Source organism: Kitasatospora sp. NPDC049258 (assembly GCF_040678895.1).
Classification (GTDB): Bacteria; Actinomycetota; Actinomycetes; order Streptomycetales; family Streptomycetaceae; genus Kitasatospora.
Genome location: NZ_JBFAQT010000003.1, coordinates 107694 through 131522, shown reverse-complemented (window position 1 = coordinate 131522; position 23829 = coordinate 107694). Strand labels below are relative to the sequence as shown.

Below are 23829 nucleotides of genomic sequence, written 5' to 3'. Positions count from 1 at the left end.
CGGCCGATGAGGCTGACCGAGTACGGCTGGCTGGACAGTCCCGCCTGGGGCCAGGTGCTGCTGCCGCTGCTGGTGGCGGGGGTGGTGGCCCGGGTGCTGGGCCTCGGCCTGCTGCGGGGCAGCCAGCGCGGCCACCGGTTCCGGCTGGTGAGCCGGGAGCGCCGCCGGGAGATCCGCACCCGGTACGCCGAGGACGCCTCGCAGCGGCAGAGCGCGCTGCGGCAGCTGAACGCCGACTGGCCGCCGCACCGGATCGCGTCGGTGGCCGAGCCGGTGCTGACCGCGCTGGTGCTCGGCGGGGCGCTCGTGGTGGTGGTCGCCGGCTCCTGGGTCCGGCAGCGGACCGGCCTGCTGGGCCCCTCGGACTGGACGGCCTACTACGAGAGCCCGCCGTGGCCGGCCTCCTCGGCGCTGGCGGCGCTGACCGGCGGTGCCCCGGGCGGCCCGGGGGCGGCGCTGCTCGCGCTGGCGCTGGCCGCGCTGTGCCTGGCCCTGTGGGCGCGGACCCGGTTCCTGGTGCTGTGCTCGCGGATGCCGTCCGGGACTTGGGAGCACTCGGCGGTGCGGCGCTACCTGGTGCCGCTGCTGGCGGGCGCGCTGGTGCTGGCCCTCGCGCTGGTGCCGGTGGCCGCGCTCGCCGCGACGGCCCTGTGGCAGCTCTGCTCGCTGCTCCAGGCCCGGGCGCTGCACCACTCCCCGCCGGTCCGCACGCCCCCGCCGCTGAGCGGTGGGCCGGCCGGTGCCAAGGCGCCGCCGGGCGCCACCCGGCGCACGGTGGACGGGATCGGCGAGCGGTTCGAGAAGGCCAGGGCGTCCCGTGCGGCGCGCCGGGTGCGGGAGGAGCGCGTGCAGCGGGCCAGGACGGCGGCGGCCGAGGCCCAGGCGCTGGTGGACGCCCGGGACGCGGAGATCGCCGCGATGGTGCTGGCGCAGTCGCAGGCGCTGCGGGAGGAGGCGCGGGCGGCGGCGGGCACCGCGGGCGCCGCGGCTCCCCCACGGCCCGCCACCGCCCCGGACGCCACCGCCCCGGATACCACGGCCCCGGATACCACCGAGCGGGACCGGACCGCCACCGAGCGGGACCCGGGCGCGCGGGACGGCCAGCCAGCGCCCGTGGTGCCGTGCGAGCCGCTGCCGCCGGGGGCGCCCACCGGCATCGGTTCCTACCGCCTGCTGGGCCTGATCGGCGCGGGCGGCATGGGCACGGTGTACCTGGCCCGGCGCCAGGGCTCGGCGACCCAGGTGGCGCTGAAGACCCTGCACACGGACCTGCTGGGCGACGCCGAGCTGCTGCGACGCTTCGAGAACGAGGCCGCCGTACTGGCCCAGGTGCCGGAGGCGTACACGGCCAAGGTGCTCGGCAGCGGCGTCGCGGACGGCGTGCCCTACATCGCGATGGAGCTGCTGGACGGCCGCCCGCTGGGCAGCCACCTGCGCGCCCACGGCACCTTCGGCTCGGGCGAGGCGCTGCGGGCGCTCGCCCTGGCGCTGGCGGTGGCGCTGGACGGCCTGCACGGGCGCGGCCTGGTCCACCGCGACCTGAAGCCGGCCAACATCATGATGACCACCGACGGCCCGAAGCTGCTGGACTTCGGCATCGCCCGGATGATCGACCAGACCCGGATCACCCGGACCGGCGGCTCCATCGGCACCCCCGCCTACATGGCGCCCGAGCAGATCCGGGACGGCGGGATCGGGCCCGCCGCGGATGTCTGGGCCTGGGGCTGCTGCGTGGTCGCGGCCGCGTTCGGCGGCAGCCCGTTCACGGCCGAGAACCTGTTCGCGATCTACCCGAAGGTGCTGGAGCAGCCGCCCGAGCCGGCCGCGCTGGCCGCCGTCCGCGCGCTCGACCCGGCGCTCGCCGCGGTGGTCGAACGGGCGCTCGCCAAGGCCCCGGCGGACCGCCCGGCCGACGGCGCGGCGCTGCTCGGGCTGCTGCGCCCGGGGGCCGCCCAGGGTGCGATCGGGTCGGAGATCGTACTGGGCTGGCGGACCCTGCGGCTCTGAGCGGCTGAGGGTTCGCGGGCCCGCTCGGGCATCATGGCTGGGTGCCCGGGATCGGGTGCGGTGGCGAGCAGAGGCGAAGAGACCGTGGGCAAGCGCAGCAGGGACGAGCAGGGCTCGGCCTCCACAGGACTGCTGGCGCAGGCGGTGCAGCAGGTGGTGGCGGCGCCGGCCGAGCGGCTGGACCGCGCGCTGGACGGCGGGGCCTCGCTGCTGGCGGCCTCCGCCGAGCAGTGGCCGCAGGTCAGCCGGGCCCTGCTGGCGCACGCCGAGCAGGCCGTCGGCAGCCGCTGGACGGCGGGCTGGCGGCCGGCCGACCTGGTCCGGGTGGTGCGGCGGGCGCTCGGCCCGGTGCACCTGGCGCTGGCGGTGGACCTGATCGCGGCCGAGGGGCGCCGGCACCCGGCGACCACGCTGGACCGGCGCTGGCAGGACCAGCTGCGCGAGCTGGCCGCCGAGGTGTGGTGGCCGGGCGACGAGGCGTACCTGGGGGCGTTCGCGGACCGGCACCGGCTGGACCGGTTCGCGCTGGCCACCGCCGTCCTCGAACTGCTGCGGGCCTGGGCGCACCTGCCGCCGATCGCGCCGGTCGGCCCGGTGCCCGGGCGGGCACCGGTGCGGGCGAGCGGTCCGGTGGCGGGCGAGCCCCGGATGCTGGGGCGGATCCGGGCGCTGCTGGCGAAGGCCGAGTCGACGGAGTACCCGGAGGAGGCCGAGGCGCTGACCGCCAAGGCCCAGCAGCTGATGGCCCAGCACTCGATCGACGCGGCCCTGCTGGCGGCCGGCGCGCCGGACCGGGACGCGCCGGGGGCGCTGCGGATCGGCGTGGACAACCCGTACGAGAGCCCGAAGGCGATGCTGCTGGACGCGGTGGCGGCGGCCAACCGGGCGCGGGTGGTGTGGGCCAAGGAGTTCGGCTTCTGCACGATCATCGGCTTCGACGCCGACCTGGACGCGGTCGAACTGCTCTACACCTCGCTGCTGGTGCAGGCCACCGCGACGATGCACCGGGCCGGCAGCCGCAAGCACCAGGACGGCGCACCGCGGACCAAGGCCTTCCGGCAGTCCTTCCTGGTGGCCTACGCCGCGCGGATCCGGGAGCGGCTGACGGCCGCCACCGAGCAGGCGGTGGAGGAGGCCGCGGCCGGCCGGCACCTGCGCGAGGACGGCAGCTCGGAGCAGCTGGTGCCGGACGAGCGGCTGCTGCCGGCGCTGGCGGCCCGGGAGGCGGCGGTCGACGACACGGTCGGCAGAATGTTCCCGAAGCTCACCTCGCAGCGGGTGCGGGTGAGCGACGGCGAGGGCTGGGCGGCCGGGCGGGCCGCCGCGGACCGGGCCGCGCTGCACGGGCGGGCCGGCTCGATCGGACGTTAGGAAGAAGAGGGGCGGGGCATGACGGTGGATCACGCGGAGCGGGTACGGGGTTCGCTGCTGGGCGGGGCGGTCGGTGACGCGCTCGGCTGGCCGGTGGAGTTCCAGCGGCTGGACGTCATCCGGGAGCGGTTCGGCGCCGAGGGGGTGACCGGGCCGAACGGCACCGAGGTCACCGACGACACCCAGATGACGCTGTTCACCGCCGAGGGCCTGCTGCGCGGCGGCACTCCGGCCGCGCTGAAGCAGGCCTACCAGCGCTGGCTGCTGACCCAGCGGCTGGCCGGCCCGGAGCGGGCGCCGGACGGCTGGCTGCTGAGCCTGCCGTTCCTGTACGCCTCGCGGGCCCCGGGGAACGCCTGCCTGAGCGGGCTGACCGAATGGCCGCGGTACGAACCCGCGGCGCCGTTCGGGCAGGAGGGCCCGATCAACCCGCACTCCAAGGGCTGCGGCACGGTGATGCGCTCGGCGCCGTTCGGGCTGCTGCGGCTCGGGCCGCGGCGCGCCTTCGAACTGGCCGCCGAGTGCGCCCAGCTGACCCACGGCCACCCGACCGGCTACCTGGCGGCCGGTGCCTTCGCCGCCCTGGTGGACCGCCTCGCGGCCGGCACGCCGCTGCGGGCGGCGCTCGCGCTGACCATCGAGCAGACCGCCGGCCACCCCCGCGGGGAGGAGACGGTCACAGCGCTGGAGCGGGCGGTCCGGATCGCCGACGAGGGCCCGGCCTCGGCCGAGGCGGTGGAGCGGGTCGGGCTGGGCTGGATCGCCGAGGAGTGCCTGGCCATCGCGGTGTACGCGGCGCTGGCCGGGGCCGACGCCCGGCAGGCCGTGCTGCTCTCGGTGAACCACTCGGGCGACAGCGACTCCACCGGCGCGGTCTGCGGCAACCTGGTGGGCGCGATGTACGGCGCGGCCGCGCTGCCGGCCGAGTGGACCGGCGTGGTGGAGGGCCGGGAGACGGTGCTCCAGGTCGCCGACGACCTGGTGGCGGTGGCGGCGGGCGCCGATCCGGCGGGCCTCGGCGGGCGGTACCCGGCGGCATGGGCCTGAGCCTGGAGAAGGTGGCGGCGGCCGCCCCCGGGCTGGTCGGCCTGTACGAGTCGGCCCGGGTCAGCCTGGACAAGGCCGGGCTGGACGGCACCCGGGCCGCGGTCTACCTGGTGCTGGACCGCTCCGGCTCGATGCGGCCGTTCTACCGCGACGGCACCGTGCAGCACTTCGCGGAGCAGGTGCTCGCGCTCTGCGCGCGGCTGGACGACGACGGCGTGGTGCCGGTGGTGTTCTTCTCCACCGGGGTGGACGGCGTGGCCGAGCTCTCCCTGGCGGAGCACCGGGGCCGGATCGCCGAGCTGCACGCCTCGTACGGGCACCTGGGCCGGACCAACTACCACCTGGCGATGAAGGCGGTGATCGCGCACTACCAGCGGTCGGGCGCGGTCGACCCGGCGCTGGTGGTCTTCCAGACGGACGGCGGCCCGACCGCACGCGGGGCGGCGCAGGACATGCTCTGCCTGGCCGCGGAGCTGCCGCTGTACTGGCAGTTCGTCGGCTTCGGCGACCCCGGCGACCAGGAGTTCGCCTTCCTGCGCCGGATGGACGAGCTCGCCGTCCCGGGCAGGCGGCCAATCGACAACGCCGGCTTCTTCCCGGCCGGCCGCGCACCCGGCACGGTGCCGGACGGGGAGCTGTACGACCGCCTGCTGGACGGCTTCCCGCAGTGGCTGGCCGCGGCCCGCGGCGCCGGCATCCTGCCGGCCTGACGGCAGCCCGGCGCGCACACCGGCTGCCCCGGGTCAGTCCCAGTGCGCGCCGAGCTCCAGCAGTTCGTCGCGGTACTCGATCCGCTCCACCCACCGGGCCGGCCAGGCCGCCTCGCCGTGGTGGGCGCCGGCGAAGGCGCCGGCCAGGCAGGCCAGCGAGTCGGAGTCGCCGGAGGAGTACGCCGCGCGGCGCACCGCCCCCACCGGGTCGTCCGGCAGCAGCAGGAAGCACAGCAGCGCGGTGCCGAGGGCCTCCTCGGCGACCCAGCCGGCGCCGGTGATCCCGCACGGGTCGGCGTCGAGCGAGGGGCGGGCGAGCGCGGCGTCCAGCCGGTCCAGCTCGAAGAGGCACTCGTCCCAGCCGCGGGCGATGAACTCCTCGGGCGAGTGGTCGTGCGCGTGCGCGGCCAGGTCGCCGAGCCAGAACTCGTCGTAGCTGGTCCGGGCGGCCCGTGCGTGCGCCCGCAGCAGGCCGGACAGCTCGCCCGGCGCGGTGCCGGTGGCCAGCAGCCGGACGGCGAGCGCGGTCGGGTGGCCATGGGTCAGCGCGGACTGGAGCTGCGCGACGCCGGAGAACTGGCGCTCGGTCAGGTCGGGCAGCAGGCCCACCGGGGCGACCCGCATGGTGGCGCCGCAGCCCTTGGAGCCGAGGTCGCTCGCCTCCTGCCAGCGCCGCTCGGGCCGGCTGAGCCGCTGGCAGGAGCGCAGGCAGGTCATACCGGGGGCCCGGTCGTTCTGCGGCGAGCGCCACCAGTCGACGAACTCCTCGCGCACCGGGCGCTCGACCCGCAGCGGGGCCAGCGGGCCGCGCTCCTGCGCGGTGCGCAGGCCGCGCGCGAGAGCGAGCATCATCTGGGTGTCGTCGGTGACCCGGGCCTTCTTCGGCAGCGGGAGCCGTCGCCAGTCCGGGCAGGAGGCGACGATCTCCTCGTAGGTGAGGAACTCGGTCGGATGCCCCATCGCATCGCCGATCGCCGCCCCCAGCATCGTGCCCGTAGCCCGCCCCATCGGATGCCCCCTCAGACCTCGACCTGCAACTGCGCCAGCCCCCGGATCACGTAGCCCGGACGCCACTCGGGCTCGCGGACCAGCCGCAGCCCGGGCGCCCGGCGCAGCAGCGCCCCGTACGACTCGACCAGCTCCAGTCTGGCGAGCGGAGCGCCGAGACAGAAATGGATTCCGGCGCCGAAGGTGATGTGCGGGTTGTCGGCGCGGCCGAGGTCCAGCCGGTCCGGGTCCGCGAACCGGGCCGGGTCGCGGTTGGCGGAGCCGAACAGCAGCGCCACCTCGGCGCCGCGCGGGATCGTCGTCCCGGCCACCTCGATGTCCTCCAGCACCCAGCGCTCGAACATCTGCAGCGGGGTGTCCCAGCGCATCAGCTCCTCGACCGCGGTGGGCAGCAGCTCGTCCACCGAGCCGCGCAGCCGGGCGAGTTCGCCCGGGTTGCGGAACAGCGCCCACCAGCCGTTGCCGGTGGTGTTGACGGTCGCCTCGTGGCCGGCGTTGAGCAGCAGCACGCAGGTGGAGACCATCTCCTGCTCGCTGAGCGCGTCCGCGCCCTCCTGGGCCTGGATCAGCGCGCTGATCAGGTCCTGGCCGGGTGCCGTCCGCCGCTCGCGGATCAGCGCCCGCAGGTAGTCGGAGAACTCCACGCTGGCCCGCACCGCCCGGGCGGCCGTCTGTGCCGACGGGTTGAGCTCGAACATCCCGGTGATGTCGGCGGACCAGGGCCGCAGCAGGTGCCGGTCCGGCTCCGGGACGCCCAGCATCTCGGCGATCACCGCGACCGGCAGCGGCTCGGCGACCCGGGAGATCAGGTCGCCGCCGCCGTCCTCGACCAGCCCGCGGGCCAGCTCGTCGGCGAGCCGGGCCACCGTCGGGCGCAGCGACTCGACCATCCGCGGGGTGAAGGCCTTGGAGACCAGCCGGCGGATCCGGGTGTGGTCGGGGGCCTCCAGGTCGAGCAGGCCGTGGTCGTTGAGGGTGTGGAACGGCTCGTGCGCCGGATCGGGGGCCGGGCGGCCGAACTCCTCGTGGGTGTAGCGGTGGGTGTAGGTGCGGCCCAGCCGCCGGTCCCGCAGCAGGGCGCTGACGTCGGCGTGCCGGGCGACGAGCCACTGGCCGGTGGGCTCGTAGTAGCTGACCGGGGTGTGCTCGCGCAGCCGCGCGTAGGCCTCGTACGGGTGCGCCACGAACTCGGCCGACCACGGGTCGAAGGTGTCGATCGCCACTGACCACTCCTGCTTCGTCGGGCTGCCCATGCTATTGACCGGCCGGGCCGAAGTGATCACCGCACTGCTAACTTCTCGGTGCCGACCGGCTGATCCAGGGGGACAGATGCACGCCCGCACCACCAGACACGTCCTGCTCGCCGCCGCCGTCGCGCTGGCGGCGCCGGCCTGCACCGCACCGCAGTCGCCGGCCCCGCCGGCGGCGGTCGCACCGCTCGGGGGCCCCGGCCGGGTGATCGTCGCCTGGTGCGACCGGTTCGCCGCGCCGTCGGCGACCTCGGCCGACACCAAGGTGCACGTGGTCACCGCGGCCGCGTACTCGACGGCGGACGGCAGCGAGCTGGTCGAGCGGTCGACCGCGCTGCCGGACGGCGCCTCGGTCGAGCCGCTCTGCGGGCAGCCCCGGTCGTCGGCGGCCGCCGCCGACCGGCAGCTCTTCGACGCCGGTTTCGACCTGGTGGCCGGCACCCTGCCCGGCCCCGGCGGCACCGGCACCGTCGCCACCGCCTTCGGCCTGCGGGACGGCCGGCCGGTCGGGGGGAAGGCCCCCGAGGGCCGCGCACCGGTCTTCCGGGCGGGCACCTCGGTGCTCTGGTACGAGAGCGCCGACCACCAGGTGGACAGCATCGACCTGGCCCGGGCCGACGCCGCCCCGGTGGCCCACGGCGCGGCGCCCGGAGCGGACTTCGCCCTCGCCGACGGCGACACCTGGCTGGTCCGGCCGCTGGACACCACCGCCGACCAGGTGGTCGTCTCCCCCGACGGCGCCGTGGCGGCCGGCAGCGGCCCGGTGCTGTGGCACCGCACCGACCCCGCCGCGCCGTACTCGGCGCAGTACGTCGAGCCCGCGGTGCTCGGCAGGGCCTCCAACGGCCGGGCGTCGGTGCCCGGTTCGGAGCAGCTGGAGTACTGCGCCCCCAGGCTGTGGACGGACCCGGCGACCCTGCTCTGCACCGGTGCGCAGCGGCTGCTGCTGCTCGGCTTCGCCGCCGACCACAGCCGGCTGGAGACCGTCACCGCCGTGTCCACCGGCAGCAGCCTGCGCGTCGAGAGCGCCGCGCTCGCGCCGGACGGCCGCTCGCTGGCCTTCCTGCTCCCCGCCCGCCGGGGCCACGAGCTCTACCGGGTCGACCTGGCCCCCGGGGCGCAGCCCGTCCTGGTCGCGCTCGTCCCCGGCTCGACGGCCGACCCGCAGACTGCGGGCACCCCCCACCTGGTGGGCTGGCAGTGACCTGGCCGGCGGTGACCGCTCACTGCCCCGCGATCAGCCGGCGCACCAGCGCCGGCAGCGCGGTGGAGATCGGCTCGCGGATCAGTTCGGCGGCCACCGGGTCGTAGCCGGTGGGCTCGGCGTTCACCACGATCAGCCTGGCGCCGCGCTCCAGCGCCACCTGGGGCAACACCGCCACCGGGTGGACCTGGAGCGTGGTGCCGACGGCGATGAACAGGTCGCAGGCCTTGGCGATGGCCTCGGCCTGGCGGAGCACCTCCGGGTCGAGGGTCTCGCCGAACATCACCGTGCAGGGCTTGAGCACTCCCCCGCAGGCCGGACAGGCCGGGTCCGGCTCGCCGGCCGCGACCCGGACCAGCGCGGCCGCCATCTCGCCGCGCACCCGGCAGCGGACGCACTGCACCCGGTGCGCGGTGCCGTGCAGTTCGAGCACCTTGCGGGCGGGCAGGCCGGCCCGCTGGTGCAGCCCGTCGACGTTCTGGGTGAGCACCCGCACCGGCAGCCCGCTGCGCTCCAGTTCGACCAGCGCGCGGTGGCCTGCGTTGGGCTCGGCCGCGAGCGCGCCCGCCTCGGCGCGCATCAGCCAGGAGCGGCGGCGCACCTCGGGGTCGGCCAGGTACGGGCCGATGGTGACCAGCTCCTGCGCGCTCGGGTCGCGCTGCCAGAGGCCGTTCGGGCCTCGGTAGTCGGGGATGCCGGAGTCGGTGGAGATGCCCGCGCCGGTGAGGACGGCGATCAGGGGGCGCTTCGCGTTCACACCCACGGACGGTACGGGCGCGGCCGGTGGCGGCGCGAACGGTTTGCGCCGGTCGAGCCCGGGCCGGGCCGGCCCCGAACGCCTCCGCGGGGCCCGGGGCCTGGGCTACCGTGGCCGGGTGACCAGCGCCGACGCCCTGAAGACCTGGCTGACCACCCGCACCCGCACCCAGCTCACCGAACTGCTGGAGCAGCGGATGCTGCCCTACTCGGCCGGTCCCGCGCTGGACGATCCGGCCCGGCTCGCGGAGCACCTGCTCGGCCCGACCTCCGTCCTGATCGGGATGAGCTTCCTGAACCGGCCGCAGCTCCAGGTGCTCACCGCGATCGCGACACTCGCCGAGCGGCTGCACGGCCCGTTGCCGCTCGCCCCGGTCGGCGCCGGACCGGCCGGCTTCACCGGCGGCCACCTGGCGCACCGCCCCGGCGCGCTCGCCGTCCGCCCGCCCGACCCGGCCGCACGGGCCGTGCCCAGGGCCCGGTTGCTCGCCGAGCTGGGCGAGGGGGCCGGACCGGTGCTGGACAGCCTGGCCGAGCGGGCCCTGCTCCTCCCGCCGGACGGCCCGCTGCTCACCGTGCCGGCCGTGCTGCACCAGCGCTCCGCCGAGCTGCGCGGCCTCGGCCGCCCGGCCGCCGCCCTGCTCACCGAGGCGTACAAGGCCGCCGAGGTGCGCCTGATCGAGCAGGCCCTGGGCCTGCCCCGGGCCCAGCACCGGGACGCGGCGCAGCAGCAGGTGGTCGCGTTCCTCGGCGACGCCGCGGCCGTCCGCGGGCTGGTGGGGGACGCCCCGGCCGACGCCCTGGAGCTGCTGGCCGCACTCGTCCCCGGGCCGCCGCTGCTGCCCACCCGCTGCTTCGCACCCGCCTCCCCCGGCTACTCCGGTGCCGGCGCCAAGTACGGCTTCCGCGAGGACGGTCCGGGCGACCGGGGGGCGACCTGGCTGGCCGCCCGGGGCCTGCTGGTACCGATCGGGCCGGATCTCGCCGAGCTGCCGTACGAGGTGGGCGCGGCGCTGCGCGACCCGGCCGCGGCGCTGCCGCTGGACGCCGAGCCGCCGGCCGTCCGCCAGGCCCTGGCGCTACCCGGGCGGGCGGCCGGCGAGGCCCAGGCCGCCGCCACCGCCGCCGTCTCCCGGGTCGAGCTGCTGCTGAGATCGGTGGCGGCCGCCCCGCTCGCGGTCCGCCGCACCGGCGGGATCGCCGTCCGCGACACCCGCCGGCTCGCCAAGGCGGTCGGCGCGAGCGAGCAGCACACCCGGCTGTGGCTCGACCTCACCGCGAACGCTGGGCTGATCGCCCCGTACCGGGACACCCCGCCGCCCTCCCGCGGCCGCCGGCCCGCCCCGCCGCCGGCGGCCCGGATGCTGCCCACCGAGCGGTACGACGGCTGGCTGGCCGCCGACCCCGCGGACCGGCTGGTGCCGCTGATCGCCACCTGGGCGGTCACCCCTGAGGTGTTCAGCCACTGGCCCGACGAGGAGCAGACCCCGGTCGCGCTGAGCGCCCCGCAGGACCCGGACGCGGTGGCGCTGCGCCGCGCGCTGCTGGAGGCACTGGCCCGACTGCCCGCCGGCCACGGGCTCGGGGCGGCGGCCACGCTCTCCCCGGCGGTGCTGGACGAGCTGTTCGAGGCCGCGCACTGGCACCTGCCGATCGCCGTCCGGCCGGTGGCCGCGACCCCCGCGCTGGTGGCGGCCACCCTGGTCGAGGCCGAGCTGCTCGGGGTGGTCGCGCACGGGGCGCTCACCCCGGTCGGGCACGCCGTGCTCGGGCTGCTGCGCGCGGGCGCGGACCGCTGGTTCCCCGCCGTCCCCGGCGCCGGCCCGTCGCTGACCGGCCACCCGGAGCTGGCCGCCGCCGCGGCCGGGCTGCGCGCCCAGCTCGCCGCGCTGGTACCCGCTCCGCTCGGCACCGCCCGCTTCCAGGCCGACCTCACCGCGGTGGTGGCCGGGCAGCCCTCACCCGAACTCGCCGAGCTGCTCGGCTCGGTGGCCGACCGCGAGTCGGACGGGCACGCCGTGGTCTGGCGGATCGGCCCGGCATCCGTACGCCGCGCACTGGACGCCGGCGCGGACGCCGCCGAGCTGGTGGCCCGCCTCACCGAGGTCTCCGAGGGCGGTCTGCCGCTGCCGCAGGCCCTGGAGTACCTGCTCAAGGACACCGCCCGCACCCACGGCCGGGTCCGGGTGGTGCGCTCCGGCTGCTGCCTGCGCTCAGACGACGAGGCCCTGGTCCTGGAGCTCTCCAAGGCCCGGGCGCTCGGCCGGCTCGGGCTGCGCCGGATCGCGCCCACCGTCCTGATCAGCGCCGCCTCCCCCGCCGAGACCCTGGCGGCGCTGCGGCTGGCCGGCTACGCCCCGGTCCTGGAGGCCGAGACCGGCACCACCCTGGTCGAGCGCGCACCCGAGGAGCGCGCCCCCTCCGACATGCCCGAACTCGCCGCCGCCCGCCACCACCACGGCCGCGGCCCCGGCACCCCGGCAGCCCTCGCGGCGGCCCTGCTGGGCTGAGCGAAAGCGGCCCTGCTGGGCTGAGCGAAAACCGGATGCGGCCCGGCCCCGACGGGCCCAGACTGCACGGGAATCCACGTACCGAAGGAGTCCCGTGCAGGGTGCCGTCACCGTCTCACCGTCCGAGGTGCCCGAGCTGCTGCTCGGCCTGGCCACCGTCCGGCCGGTGTTCCTGTGGGGCGCACCGGGCATCGGCAAGTCCTCGCTGGTACGGGAGTTCGCCGACTCGCTGGGGCTGGAGTGTGTGAGCCTGATCGGCACCCAGCTGGCGCCGGAGGACCTGGTCGGCGTCCCGCAGATCACGCCCGAGGGCCGCTCCCGGTTCTGCCCGCCGGAGTCGATCGCCCGTGACGAGCCGTACTGCCTGTTCCTGGACGAGCTCAACGCCGCCACCCCGGACGTCCAGAAGGCCTTCTACTCGCTGATCCTGGACCGCCGGATCGGCTCCTACGAGCTGCCGCCCGGCTCGATCGTGATCGGCGCCGGCAACCGGGCCACCGACGGCGCGCTGGCCCGTCCGATGGCCTCCGCCCTGGTCAACCGGCTGGTCCACGTGCACCTGCGGGCCAGCGCCACCGACTGGCTCGGCTGGGCCGCGGGCAGCGGCATCCACCCCTGGGTGACCGACTACCTGACCGACCGCCCCGACCACCTGTGGTCCGCGCCGCCGAAGACCGAGGAGCCCTTCTCCACCCCGCGCGCCTGGCACATGCTCTCCGACGCCCTGCACTCCTTCGGCCCGACCCTGGAGGAGGCGACCCTCAAGGTGCTCGCGCACGGACTGCTCACCCCGCAGCACGCGGTGGGCTTCTGCGGCTACGCCAAGATCGTCCGCAACTCCTACGGCCTGGACGCGATCCTCAAGGGGGATGCCCGCTGGCCGCACCGGCGCGAGGACCGCGACCTGCTCCACTACCTGGCCGACTCCTTCCGCACCCGGCTGGTCAAGGAGCTGCCGGCCCGCAAGGAGCACGCCTCCGACGCGCGGCGCCAGACCGCCTACCGGGCCAAGACCCTGCTGGTCCAGCTGGCCGAGATCTCGGTCGAGGTGGCCCAGACCGTGATCGCGGACGGGCCGGACGGCAACCCCGTCCTGCCCGCCTGGTTCCTGATCGAGGCCGCCCGGGACATGCCCCGCCTGGTCGAGGCCCGCCGATGACGCCCGCGCACCCCGTCCGGCCCGCGAAGGGCACGAAGGGCGCGAAGACCGAGGGGGCACCGCCCGACCCGAACGCCGAGGCCTTCGCCGCCGGCGTCCGGCTGCTGCGGGCCAACCACGCGCTCGCCTCGGTGGACGCCCGGATCTGCCGGTCACCGGAGTGCGAGCTGTGCCCCACCGGCGGCTGGGCCGTCGCCGACTCCAACGGCACCGTCCACGCCGACCCCCGCCGCCGGGCCGAACCCGCCGAGTGGGCCTGGGTGCTGGCGCACTGCCTGCTCCACCTGGGCTTCGGCCACGTGCCGGCCGCCGAAGGCCGCCGCACCGCACCCGATCAGCACGACCTGGCCGCCCGCTGCGCGGTGGTCATCCGCTTCCAGGCCACCTTCACCACCGGCCGCCCGCCCTTCGACCTGACCCCGCTCCCGGCCGGGGACGAGGAGGAGCTCGCCGCCCGCTGGCGCCGCGACGGCCTGCCCCGGCTGCCGGAGGTCGGCGGCGCCGGGCCGGACCAGCTGCTGCTGCCCTGGCACCGGCCGCACCGGAGGCCCGAGGACTGGACGGTGGCCTTCGCCGCCGCGCTCACCCGCACCATGTCCGCCGCAATGGACGTGGCCGGCGGCCGCCGCGACGAGCTGACCGGTCAGCGCACCCCCGAGCGGCCCTGGACCAGGGCGCTGAACTGGTTCATCTCCGCCTACCCGCTGCTCGGCGGCCTGGCCGCCGGCATCACCCTGGTCGCCGACGCCGAACTCGCCCGGGCCCGCGGCATCGCCGTCGCCGCCGTCAGCGCCGAGGCCGGTGAGATCTACCTCAACCCGCTGCGCCGGTACAGCGACCACGAGTGGCGGTTCATCCTGGCCCACGAGATGCTGCACGCCGCGCTGCGGCACGGTGAGCGCCGCGGGGCCCGCGACCCGTACCTGTTCAACGTCGCCGCCGACTTCGTGATCAACGGCTGGCTGCTGGAGATGGGCGTCGGCGAGATGCCCGAAGGCCTGCTGCACGACCCCGGGTTGAAGGGGCTGTCGGCCGAGGAGGTCTACGACCGGATCGTCCGCGACCAGCGCCGCATCCGCCGGCTGGCCACCCTGGCCGGCCAGGGCCGGCCCGATGTGCTCGGCGAACCGCTCGGCTCCCCGCGCGACTACGTCGACCTGGACGACTTCTACCGGCGCGGCCTGCAGCAGGGCTTCGAACTGCACCACCGCGAGCGCGGGCTGCTCCCGGCCGGGCTGATCGAGGAGATCCGGGCCCTGGCCCACCCCCCGCTGCCCTGGGACGCGCAACTGGCCCACTGGTTCGACGAGTTCGTCCCGTCACCGGTGGCGCACCGCAGCTACGCCCGCCCCGCGCGCCGTCAGGCCTCCACCCCGGACATCCCACGCGCCGGGCGGTACTTCCCGCCCGAGGAGGTGGCGCGCTGCACCTTCGGCGTCGTGCTGGACACCTCCGGCTCGATGGACCGGCGGCTGCTCGGCAAGGCGCTGGGCGCGATCGCCTCCTACGCCGCCGCCCGCGAAGTCCCGTCCGCCCGGGTGGTGTTCTGCGACGCCGCGCCGTACGACGCGGGCTACCTGCCGGCCGAGGACATCGCCGGCCGGGTCCGGGTCCGCGGCCGGGGCGGCACCGTCCTGCAGCCGGGCATCGACCTGCTGGAGCGCGCCGAGGACTTCCCGCCGGGCGCCCCGGTCCTGGTCATCACCGACGGCGAGTGCGACGTCCTGCGGGTGCGGCGCGAACACGCCTACCTCGTCCCCCAGGGCGCCGGTCTGCCGTTCACCCCCCGCGGCCCGGTCTTCCGGGTCCGCTGACGTCAGAGCAGGCGCTTGATCTCGCCGCGCGCCCGGTAGAAGCCGCCGCGCTCGGAGGTGTGCACCTCGGAGACCAGGTAGCGGGCGCCCGGGATCCGGATGTCCTTGGGGAACTGCACCCGCCAGCTCGGGTCGAACCCCGGCGAGGTGACCCGCACCCTGGTCCGGCCGCTCTCCTGGACGCACTCCAGCTGGATCCCGCCGAGCGTGCTCACCTCGGTGACGCTCACCGTCTCCAGGTCGGCGCCGGGCGCCACCCGCTCCCAGCCCGAGGACCGGACGTCCGTGGTGGTCGGCAGCTGCCCGCCCTCCGCCGCCCGGACCGCCGCCTCGCTCGCGTCGATGCAGGCCAGCGAGCCGTCGGTGGTCACGATGTAGAGCCGCTCGTCGCGGTACTGCATGCTGTACGCCGAGCCGCAGCCGGTCCCGAGCTTCCACAGCCGGGTGCCGTCCGCCGCGAAGCAGTACACCGAGGAGGAGTTGTCGCCGGCGAAGACGTACGTCCCGTCCGGCGAGGCGGCGCAGGAGAAGACCGAGGCGTCGCAGCGGTAGCGGGCGACCTGCGAGCCGTCCGACTTGGCGAGCCGGTAGACCCAGCCGCGGCTGGTGCCGGCGAACACCTCGGCCGACTCCTGCCAGCCGAACAGCACCGAACCCTCCGTCCTGGTGTGCCACAGCTCCTCGCCGCCGCGCGCCGAGTAGCGCGAGACCCCGGCCGAGTACCCGTGGTAGACGCCGTCCGCGTCGCACCGGACCATCCAGCCCGCGCTGCCGGCCGCCGAGCGCCGCCACTGGAACTCGTCCTCGTGGTCGACGGTGGTGATGCCGCCGCGCGCGTCGGCCACGCCGAGCACGCCGTCGTGGATGTCCAGCCAGTAGATGTCCACGTCGGCGGCGATCTCGTAGGCCACCCGGGGCACCTTGCCGCCGAGGTCGTAGACCCGGCCGTCGTCGCAGCCCGCGTAGATCCAGTAGTCGTCCGCGACGATGCACTTGACGCCGTCCGGCAGACCGAAGCGGCCGGTGACCTCGCCGTCGTGGGTGAGGGTGTAGACGTCGCCGGCCTCGTTGCCCACCCAGGCGTGCTCCTCGCCGACGAAGATCCCGAACGCGTCGGCGCCGGACCGGAACCGCCAGAGCACCGGGGCCTGACGGGCCGTCGAACGGGTCGAGACGATCTGGCGCCGGGTCACCGCCCGCCGCTGGCGGACCCCGCGGACGGCCGGCGCGTACCCCTTGCGGACCTTCTCGCCGACCTTCTTGGCGGCCGTCGCGGCCGCCTTCTCGGCCGTCGGGTAGCCGGTCGTCCTGGCCTGCCCCGGCTCGCCGATCCGCCCGTAGGTGATGGTGAGTTCGGCGCCCGCCTGCCGCACCTCGTAGAACTTGTGCGCCCCGCCGCCGTCCTCGGACAGCTCCAGGTAGGTGACCTGCTCATCGGTGGCGACGGACATGGCGGAGCCCCTTTCGGGCAGACGGGGAGGGTGCCGGCGGGCTCCCGCGCCTCGCCCGACACCCCTCAACCTAGGCCCCGGCACTGACAGCCGGACGGCCCGTCACCACCGCGGGCCGGCCGGCGAGGGGAGCCAGCGCGGCCAGGTACAGCAGGGCGCCCAGCGCCATCAGGTCGAGGTCGGCGGCCATCACCGCGGTGCCCGCCAGCATCAGCAGCGGCCCCCGGGGCCGGACCAGGCGGACCGCGGCCAGCAGCAGCGCCAGCAGGCCCACGTAGAACAGCAGCGGCCCGACCGAGTAGAGCGCCGGCACCACTCCCGGCCGGTCCTGGATCCGCTCGAAGAGCTGCTGCTGCGCGGCCTTGTCGGCCGCCACCGCCCCCACGTAGAGGTCGACGCCCACCTGCCCGAGCGAGGCGGCCAGCCCCGCGAGGGCCGTGCCCAGCGCCAGGGCGGCGACCGGCCGGCGGCGCGCGGCCACCCGGTACAGGGCCGCCAGGACGACCCCGAACAGCAGCAGGCCCGCCAGCAGCGCGGCGTGCCCGACCAGCCAGCCCGCCCCCGGCTGCTTCGAGCCGGGCAGCAGCCGGACGAGGCCGTAGACCGCGAGCAGCACCGGGCCCCCCACTGCGGCGACGCGGGTCGGGCGGGCGAGGTACGAGGCCATCTCGGGCTCCTTCGGGTCGGGTTCGTCGACCTGGATCCTGCTCGCTCCGGCGCCGCCGGGGATCGCCCGCGCCGGTGATCCCCCGGCCTCCCCCGCACGGGCGAGCCCACCGGCCCCCGAGCCGTCCGTCAGCCGGCCCAGCCGGCCCGGGCACGCCCGTCAGCCGTCCCCCGCCACCACCGCACCGGACTCGTACGCGAAGACCACCGCGTGCACCCGGTCGCGCAGCCGGAGCTTGCTCAGCACGTTGCTGACATGCGTCTTGACGGTGTGTTCGCTGACCACCAGCGCGGCGGCGATCTCGGCGTTGGACAGCCCGCGGGCCAGCAGCCGGAGCGTCTCCCGCTCCCGCGCGGTCAGCTGCTCCAGCAGCCTGGACGGCGGCCGGGCCGGGCCGCCGCCCTGGGCCGGTGGCCGGCGGGCCGCGAACTCGCTGATCAACCGCCTGGTCACGGAGGGCGCCAGCAGCGCCTCGCCGGAGGCCACCATCCGTACGCCGTGCGCCAGGTCGTCCCGGCGGACGTCCTTGAGCAGGAAGCCGCTCGCCCCCGCGTACAGCGCGTCGTAGACGTAGTCGTCGATGTCGAAGGTGGTCAGCATGATCACCTTGCAGTCCGGGAACTCGGCGCAGACCCGCCGGGCCGCCTCCAGCCCGTCCATCACCGGCATCCGGACGTCCAGCAGCAGGACGTCCGGGCCGTGCTCGCGGACGGCCTCGATCGCCTGCGCGCCGTCCGCCGCCTCACCGACCACCTCGATGTCCGGCTGCGCGTCCAGGATCATGCCGAACCCGGCGCGCACCAGCTCCTGGTCGTCCGCCACCACTACCCGGATCGGGCCCATGCTCTCCCTCACAGCCTCTGCGCACCCAGCGGGAACCGGGCCCGCACCACGAAACCCCGGCCGTCCGGCCCCGGCCCGGCCTCGGCCCGGCCGCCGCAGGCCGCGGCGCGCTCCCGGATGCCCACCAGGCCGCGCCCGCCGGACCACCCGCTCGCCACCGCACCGGCCGCCACCGGCACCCCCCGGCCGTCGTCCGACACCACCACCTCCAGCGCCCCGCCCAGCCGGCCGACCCGGACCACGGCCGCACCGCCCGCCGAATGCTTCACCACATTGGTCAGCGCCTCCTGGACGATCCGGTACGCCGCCGCCTGGACGTCCGGCGCCACCGCCGGGCCCGGCTCCCCCGGGGCAAGCTCGACCCGCAGCCCGGACGCCCGGACCCGCTCGACCAGGGCCGCCAGCTCGGCCAGGGTCGGCTGCGGGGCCAGCTCCCGGCCGGCCCCCTCCTCCTTGAGCACCCCGAGCACCCGGCGCAGCTGCACCATGGCGTCCCGGCCGGAGTCGGCGATGGTGTCGAAGGTGCGGATCGCCCGGTCCGGGTCGCTGCGCACCACCAGCGGGCCGGCCTCGGCCTGGATCACCATCAGCGAGACGGCGTGCGCCAGGATGTCGTGCATCTCGCGGGCGATCCTGGCCCGCTCCTCGGCGACCGCCCGGGCCGCGTCGGCGGCCGCCCGCATCCCGGTCTGGTGCGCCCGGTCGGCGGCCTCGCGGGCCCGCCGGCGCAGCTCGCGCACGAGCGAGCCGACGATGAAGGACCCGACCGAGGTCAGCAGGCTGAACAGCATGCCGTTCGGTGAGCGGGTGCCCAGGATGTTGGCCGGCACCAGGATCGCCAGGATCAGCCAGCGCTGCCAGTCCCGGCCCCGGTCGGCGACGGTGTAGGTGCTCAGGACACCGTGCAGCGGGATCTGCGGGGCCACCGAGTGCGCCACGATCGACTGCACCAGCGACAGCAGCCCGACCACCAGCCAGACCGTGAACGGTGCCCGCCGCCGCCAGGGCAGTGGCGCCGCGGCGGCCAGCACCAGCAGGTAGACCCAGGCCGGCCAGCCCTTGTTGTCGTAGGCCACCGCCCAGACCGCGATCGCCGCCGCGGCCACCGCCAGGCAGCCGTCCAGCAGGTACGGGCTCGCCCCGCCAGGTCCCGCGCCGCACCGGGCGGCCGCGGCGGCGAGCCGCCCGCGCAGCCGCGCCGTCCGCGCCCGGACGTCCCCGTTCACCTCAGCCCCTCCCCCGTGGCCGACCAGGGACGATCATGCCCTACCCGGGCAGGCTCAGGCACCGGCGACCGTGATGTCGCCGGTCCCGGTGTGCGCCGTGATGGTCCGGGGCGCGGCGTCCCGCCGGGGCACCGAGACGTGGACACTGCCCGTCCCGGTGGCGGCGGTCACCGCGTACTCCTCGCCCCGGGGCACCTTCACGCTGACGCTGCCGGTGTCGGACTTCACCTGCACGCCGGTCGGGCCGGCGGCGAAGTCCACGGCGACGTCCCCGGTGTCCGTGCTCAGCCGCACCACCGCGCCGGCCAGCGCCTCGGCCTCGATCGAGCCGGTCGAGGTCGCCGCGTCGACGGCCGCGGTGAGCCCGGACAGCCGCACCCCGCCGGTGGAGTTGACCACCCGCACCTGCGTCCCGGCCGGCACCCGCACCTCGTAGCCGACCCCGCAGTCGCCGTCCGGGCAGCGGTAGCCGAGGGTCAGGGTGCCGTCGGCCACCGTGTGGGTCGCCGCCGGCGCCTGGTCCCGGTACGACAGGTGCTCGGTGACCCGCACCCCGTCGGCGCCGCCGACCACCCGGATGTCCCCGGTGTGCCCCTCGATCACCAGCACCCGGACCGGCTCCGCGACGCCGTACGCCACGTCCCGGTGCTCGTCCTCCCCGATGAAGCACCCCGACATCCCCAGCACCACCAGGGCCGTGATGACGGCGTACGACAGCACTCTCTGCACAACCGGCTCCCCCGCTCCGCCCCGGACCCCCTCGGCCCGGCGCCTCCCCGAGCCTGCCGGACGGGGCCGCCGCCCGCATCGCCCGCACGAGCGGTCCTCCCGCCTCCCCCGCAGGGGGGAAACGCCGCAGGGCGGCCACCCCGAGTGGGGTGACCGCCCTGCGATCAGGTACCGCGACCTCAGCCGGTGTACGGGCCGTAGTCGTAGTCGTCCAGCGGGACGGCCTGGCCGGAGCCGGCGCCGAAGGGCGACAGGTCGTAGTCGTCGTAGCCGACGGCCGAGTACATCGCGGCCTTGGCCTCCTCGGTCGGCTCGACCCGGATGTTGCGGTAGCGGGGCAGACCCGTACCGGCCGGGATGAGCTTACCGAGGATGACGTTCTCCTTGAGGCCCAGCAGCGGGTCCGACTTGGCGTGGATCGCCGCGTCGGTGAGCACCCGGGTCGTCTCCTGGAAGGAGGCGGCCGACAGCCAGGACTCGGTGGCCAGCGAGGCCTTGGTGATACCCATCAGCTGCGGACGGCCGGAGGCGGGGTGACCGCCCTCGGACACCACGCGACGGTTCTCGGTCTCGAAGCGCCCACGCTCGACGAGCTCGCCCGGGAGCAGCTCGGCGTCGCCCGACTCGATGATCGTCACGCGGCGGAGCATCTGCCGGATGATGATCTCGATGTGCTTGTCGTGGATCGACACACCCTGCGAGTTGTAGACCTTCTGGACCTCGGCCACCAGGTGGATCTGGACGGCACGCTGGCCCATGATGCGCAGGACGTCGTGCGGGTTCATCGTGCCGGCCGTCAGCTTCTGGCCGACGGAGACCGCCTCGCCCTCGCTGACCAGCAGCTTGATGCGCTTCGAGATCGGGTAGGCGATCTCGTCGGTACCGTCGTCGGGGGTGACGACGATCTTGCGGGTCTTCTCGGTGTCCTCGATGCGGACCCGGCCGTCGGCCTCGGAGACCGGGGCGACACCCTTCGGGGTACGCGCCTCGAAGAGCTCGACGACACGCGGCAGACCCTGGGTGATGTCGTCACCGGCCACACCACCGGTGTGGAAGGTACGCATGGTCAGCTGGGTACCGGGCTCACCGATGGACTGGGCGGCGATGATGCCGACCGCCTCACCGATGTCGACCAGCTTGCCGGTGGCCAGCGAGCGGCCGTAGCACATGGCGCAGGTGCCGACCGCCGACTCACAGGTGAGGATCGAGCGGGTCTTGACCTCGCTGATGCCGTGCCGGATCAGCTCGTCGATCAGCACGTCGCCGAGGTCGGTGTTGGCGGTGGCAAGGAGCTTGCCGTCCACCGTGATGTCCTCGGCCAGCATGCGGGCGTAGACGCTGGTCTCGACGTCGTCGGCCTTGCGCAGGATGCCGTCCGCACCCACGGAACCGATCGGCAGCTTGAGGCCGCGCTCGGTGCCGCAGTCCTCCTCGCGAATGATGACGTCCTGGGAGACGTCGACCAGACGACGGGTGAGGTAGCCGGAGTCGGCGGTACGCAGGGCGGTGTCGGCCAGACCCTTACGGGCACCGTGGGTGGAGATGAAGTACTCCAGCACGGACAGGCCCTCACGGAACGAGGCCTTGATGGGACGCGGGATGGTCTCGTTCTTCGCGTTCGACACCAGACCACGCATACCGGCGATCTGCCGCATCTGCATCATGTTTCCACGGGCACCCGAGTCCACCATCATGAAGATGGGGTTGGTCTTCGGGAAGTTCGCGGACATGGCCTCGGCGACCTCGTTGGTCGCCCGGGTCCAGATGCCGATGAGCTCGCTCTTGCGCTCGTCGTTGGTGATCAGACCGCGCTCGTACTGCTTCTGGACCTTCTCCGCCTGCGCCTCGTAGCCCTCGAGGATCTGGGGCTTGCTCGGCGGGACGATGACGTCCGAGATCGAGACGGTGACACCGGAACGGGTCGACCAGTGGAAGCCGGCCGCCTTCAGGTTGTCCAGCGTCGCGGCGACGACGACCTTGGGGTAGCGCTCGGCCAGGTCGTTGACGATCGCGGAGAGCTGCTTCTTGCCCACCTCGTAGTCGACGAACGGGTAGTTCTCCGGCAGCAGCTCGTTGAAGAGCGCCCGGCCGAGGGTGGTGCTGAGGCGGAACGCCTCGCCCTCGAACCAGGTCGGCTGGCCGTCCTCGTCCACCGGCACGGTCCAGCCGCGCGGCGGCACGGTGCCGGCGGGCAGGCGCAGGTCGATCGCGGCCTGGACGTCCAGCTCGCGGGCGTCGAAGGCCATGATCGCCTCGGCGGTGGAGGAGAAGGAGCGACCGGCGCCCTTCACCTCGTCCCGGTCCGAGGTGAGGAAGAACAGACCGAGCACCATGTCCTGGGTCGGCATGGTGACGGGGCGACCGTCGGCCGGCTTCAGGATGTTGTTCGAGGACAGCATCAGGATGCGGGCCTCGGCCTGCGCCTCCGCGGAGAGCGGCAGGTGGACGGCCATCTGGTCACCGTCGAAGTCCGCGTTGAACGCGGTGCAGACGAGCGGGTGGATCTGGATGGCCTTGCCCTCGACCAGCTGCGGCTCGAAGGCCTGGATGCCGAGGCGGTGCAGGGTGGGCGCACGGTTCAGCAGCACCGGGTGCTCGGCGATGACCTCTTCGAGGACGTCCCACACGACCGGGCGGGCGCGCTCGACCATGCGCTTGGCCGACTTGATGTTCTGCGCGTGGTTCAGGTCGACCAGGCGCTTCATCACGAACGGCTTGAAGAGCTCCAGCGCCATGGCCTTCGGCAGACCGCACTGGTGCAGCTTGAGCTGCGGGCCGACGACGATGACCGAACGGGCCGAGTAGTCGACGCGCTTGCCGAGCAGGTTCTGACGGAAACGACCCTGCTTGCCCTTGAGCATGTCGGACAGCGACTTCAGCGGACGGTTGCCGGGGCCCGTGACCGGGCGACCACGACGGCCGTTGTCGAAGAGCGCGTCGACGGCCTCCTGGAGCATGCGCTTCTCGTTGTTCACGATGATCTCGGGCGCGCCGAGGTCGAGAAGCCGCTTCAGGCGGTTGTTGCGGTTGATCACGCGGCGGTACAGGTCGTTCAGGTCGGAGGTCGCGAAGCGGCCACCGTCCAGCTGCACCATCGGACGCAGGTCCGGCGGGATGACCGGGACGCAGTCGAGCACCATGCCCTTGGGCTTGTTGCTGGTCTGCAGGAACGCGGAGACGACCTTGAGGCGCTTGAGCGCACGGGTCTTCTTCTGGCCCTTGCCGGTGCGGATGATCTCGCGGAGGCGCTCGGCCTCCTCGGCGAGGTCGAAGCTCTCCAGGCGGTCCTTGAGCGCCGCGGCGCCCATCGAGCCGGAGAAGTAGGTGCCGAAGCGGTCGCGCAGCTCGCGGTAGAGCAGCTCGTCGCCCTCGAGGTCCTGGACCTTGAGGTTCTTGAAGCGGGCCCACACCTCGTCCAGGCGGTCCAGCTCACGCTGGGCCCGGTCGCGCAGCTGCTTCATCTCGCGCTCGGCGCCCTCGCGCACCTTGCGGCGCACGTCGGCCTTGGCGCCCTCGGCCTCCAGCTCGGCCAGGTCGGTCTCGGCCTTCTTGGCCCGGCCTTCCAGGTCGGCGTCGCGGCGGTTCTCGATCTGCTGACGCTCGACCGAGATGTGCGCCTCGAGGGAGGGCAGGTCACGCTGGCGGCGCTCGTCGTCCACCCAGGTGATCATGTAGGCGGCGAAGTAGATGACCTTCTCGAGGTCCTTCGGCGCCAGGTCCAGCAGGTAGCCCAGACGGGACGGGACACCCTTGAAGTACCAGATGTGGGTGACCGGGGCGGCCAGCTCGATGTGGCCCATCCGCTCACGGCGCACCTTGGCGCGGGTGACCTCGACGCCACAGCGCTCGCAGATGATGCCCTTGAAGCGGACACGCTTGTACTTACCGCAGTAGCACTCCCAGTCCCGGGTGGGACCGAAGATCTTCTCGCAGAAAAGGCCGTCCTTTTCCGGCTTCAGCGTGCGGTAGTTGATGGTCTCCGGCTTCTTGACCTCGCCGTGGGACCACTGGCGGATGTCGTCGGCGGTGGCCAGGCCGATGCGGAGCTCGTCGAAGAAGTTGACGTCAAGCACTGGT

Annotated in this window: 17 protein-coding genes; 8 read left to right on the top strand and 9 right to left on the bottom strand. The window is 74.9% G+C overall.

The window, feature by feature from the left end; all coding sequences use genetic code 11:
• The first annotated feature begins 6 nt into the window (after positions 1-6).
• The 4 genes from AB0K43_RS03895 (at position 7) to AB0K43_RS03880 (ending at position 5135) form a co-directional block, all read left to right on the top strand.
• Positions 7-2007, top strand: coding sequence for a serine/threonine-protein kinase (locus tag AB0K43_RS03895; protein WP_363635463.1), 2001 nt, complete (start codon positions 7-9; stop codon positions 2005-2007).
• A gap of 84 nt (positions 2008-2091) precedes the next feature.
• Positions 2092-3378, top strand: coding sequence for a DUF2786 domain-containing protein (locus AB0K43_RS03890; RefSeq protein ID WP_363635461.1), 1287 nt, complete (start codon positions 2092-2094; stop codon positions 3376-3378).
• A gap of 18 nt (positions 3379-3396) precedes the next feature.
• A complete protein-coding gene (locus tag AB0K43_RS03885; RefSeq protein WP_363635459.1) occupies positions 3397-4425 on the top strand; it encodes an ADP-ribosylglycohydrolase family protein in 1029 nt (342 codons plus the stop codon).
• The gene (locus AB0K43_RS03880) at positions 4416-5135 is read left to right on the top strand and encodes a VWA domain-containing protein (RefSeq protein ID WP_363635457.1); all 720 of its coding nucleotides are present in this window, start codon (positions 4416-4418) and stop codon (positions 5133-5135) included. The genes AB0K43_RS03885 and AB0K43_RS03880 overlap by 10 nt, the downstream gene beginning before the upstream one ends.
• A gap of 33 nt (positions 5136-5168) precedes the next feature.
• Here AB0K43_RS03880 and AB0K43_RS03875 read toward each other — a convergent pair whose 3' ends face one another.
• On the bottom strand, positions 5169-6143 hold the full coding sequence (locus AB0K43_RS03875) for an ADP-ribosylglycohydrolase family protein (protein ID WP_363635455.1): 975 nt from the start codon (positions 6141-6143) through the stop codon (positions 5169-5171).
• 11 nt (positions 6144-6154) lie between these two features.
• Positions 6155-7360: a cytochrome P450 gene (locus AB0K43_RS03870; protein ID WP_363635786.1), complete on the bottom strand. Its 1206-nt coding sequence runs from the start codon at positions 7358-7360 to the stop codon at positions 6155-6157.
• Between the two features lie 112 nt (positions 7361-7472).
• On the opposite strand from AB0K43_RS03870, the gene AB0K43_RS03865 reads away from it, so the two are divergent.
• On the top strand, positions 7473-8597 hold the full coding sequence (locus AB0K43_RS03865) for a hypothetical protein (RefSeq protein ID WP_363635453.1): 1125 nt from the start codon (positions 7473-7475) through the stop codon (positions 8595-8597).
• Positions 8598-8616: 19 nt separating this feature from the next.
• Here AB0K43_RS03865 and AB0K43_RS03860 read toward each other — a convergent pair whose 3' ends face one another.
• Positions 8617-9354, bottom strand: a complete 738-nt coding sequence (locus tag AB0K43_RS03860) for a Sir2 family NAD-dependent protein deacetylase (protein WP_363635451.1) — start codon at positions 9352-9354, stop codon at positions 8617-8619.
• Positions 9355-9472: 118 nt separating this feature from the next.
• On the opposite strand from AB0K43_RS03860, the gene AB0K43_RS03855 reads away from it, so the two are divergent.
• The 3 genes from AB0K43_RS03855 to AB0K43_RS03845 all read left to right on the top strand — a co-directional run bounded on the left by AB0K43_RS03855 (position 9473) and on the right by AB0K43_RS03845 (position 14836).
• Complete coding sequence (locus tag AB0K43_RS03855; RefSeq protein ID WP_363635449.1) at positions 9473-11863, top strand: helicase-associated domain-containing protein; 2391 nt, start codon at positions 9473-9475, stop codon at positions 11861-11863.
• Positions 11864-11957: 94 nt separating this feature from the next.
• The gene (locus tag AB0K43_RS03850; protein ID WP_363635447.1) at positions 11958-13022 is read left to right on the top strand and encodes a MoxR family ATPase; all 1065 of its coding nucleotides are present in this window, start codon (positions 11958-11960) and stop codon (positions 13020-13022) included.
• On the top strand, positions 13019-14836 hold the full coding sequence (locus tag AB0K43_RS03845) for a hypothetical protein (RefSeq protein ID WP_363635445.1): 1818 nt from the start codon (positions 13019-13021) through the stop codon (positions 14834-14836). Before AB0K43_RS03850 ends, AB0K43_RS03845 begins: the two co-directional genes overlap by 4 nt.
• Before the next feature lie 2 nt (positions 14837-14838).
• Here the strand turns inward: AB0K43_RS03845 and AB0K43_RS03840 are convergent, their stop codons facing one another.
• The 6 genes from AB0K43_RS03840 to AB0K43_RS03815 all read right to left on the bottom strand — a co-directional run bounded on the left by AB0K43_RS03840 (position 14839) and on the right by AB0K43_RS03815 (position 23825).
• Positions 14839-16287, bottom strand: a complete 1449-nt coding sequence (locus AB0K43_RS03840) for a WGR domain-containing protein (RefSeq protein ID WP_363635443.1) — start codon at positions 16285-16287, stop codon at positions 14839-14841.
• 70 nt (positions 16288-16357) lie between these two features.
• Positions 16358-16954 (bottom strand): hypothetical protein, encoded by a 597-nt coding sequence (locus tag AB0K43_RS03835; protein ID WP_363635441.1) that lies wholly within the window; start codon positions 16952-16954, stop codon positions 16358-16360.
• A 159-nt stretch (positions 16955-17113) separates the two neighbouring features.
• Positions 17114-17797, bottom strand: a complete 684-nt coding sequence (locus AB0K43_RS03830; RefSeq protein ID WP_363635439.1) for a response regulator transcription factor — start codon at positions 17795-17797, stop codon at positions 17114-17116.
• Positions 17798-17805: 8 nt separating this feature from the next.
• Positions 17806-19023: a histidine kinase gene (locus tag AB0K43_RS03825; RefSeq protein WP_363635437.1), complete on the bottom strand. Its 1218-nt coding sequence runs from the start codon at positions 19021-19023 to the stop codon at positions 17806-17808.
• 54 nt (positions 19024-19077) lie between these two features.
• Positions 19078-19752, bottom strand: coding sequence for a DUF4097 family beta strand repeat-containing protein (locus tag AB0K43_RS03820; protein ID WP_363635435.1), 675 nt, complete (start codon positions 19750-19752; stop codon positions 19078-19080).
• Positions 19753-19931: 179 nt separating this feature from the next.
• Entirely contained in the window at positions 19932-23825 is a 3894-nt protein-coding gene (locus AB0K43_RS03815) for a DNA-directed RNA polymerase subunit beta' (protein WP_363635433.1), read from the bottom strand.
• Positions 23826-23829 lie beyond the last annotated feature (4 nt).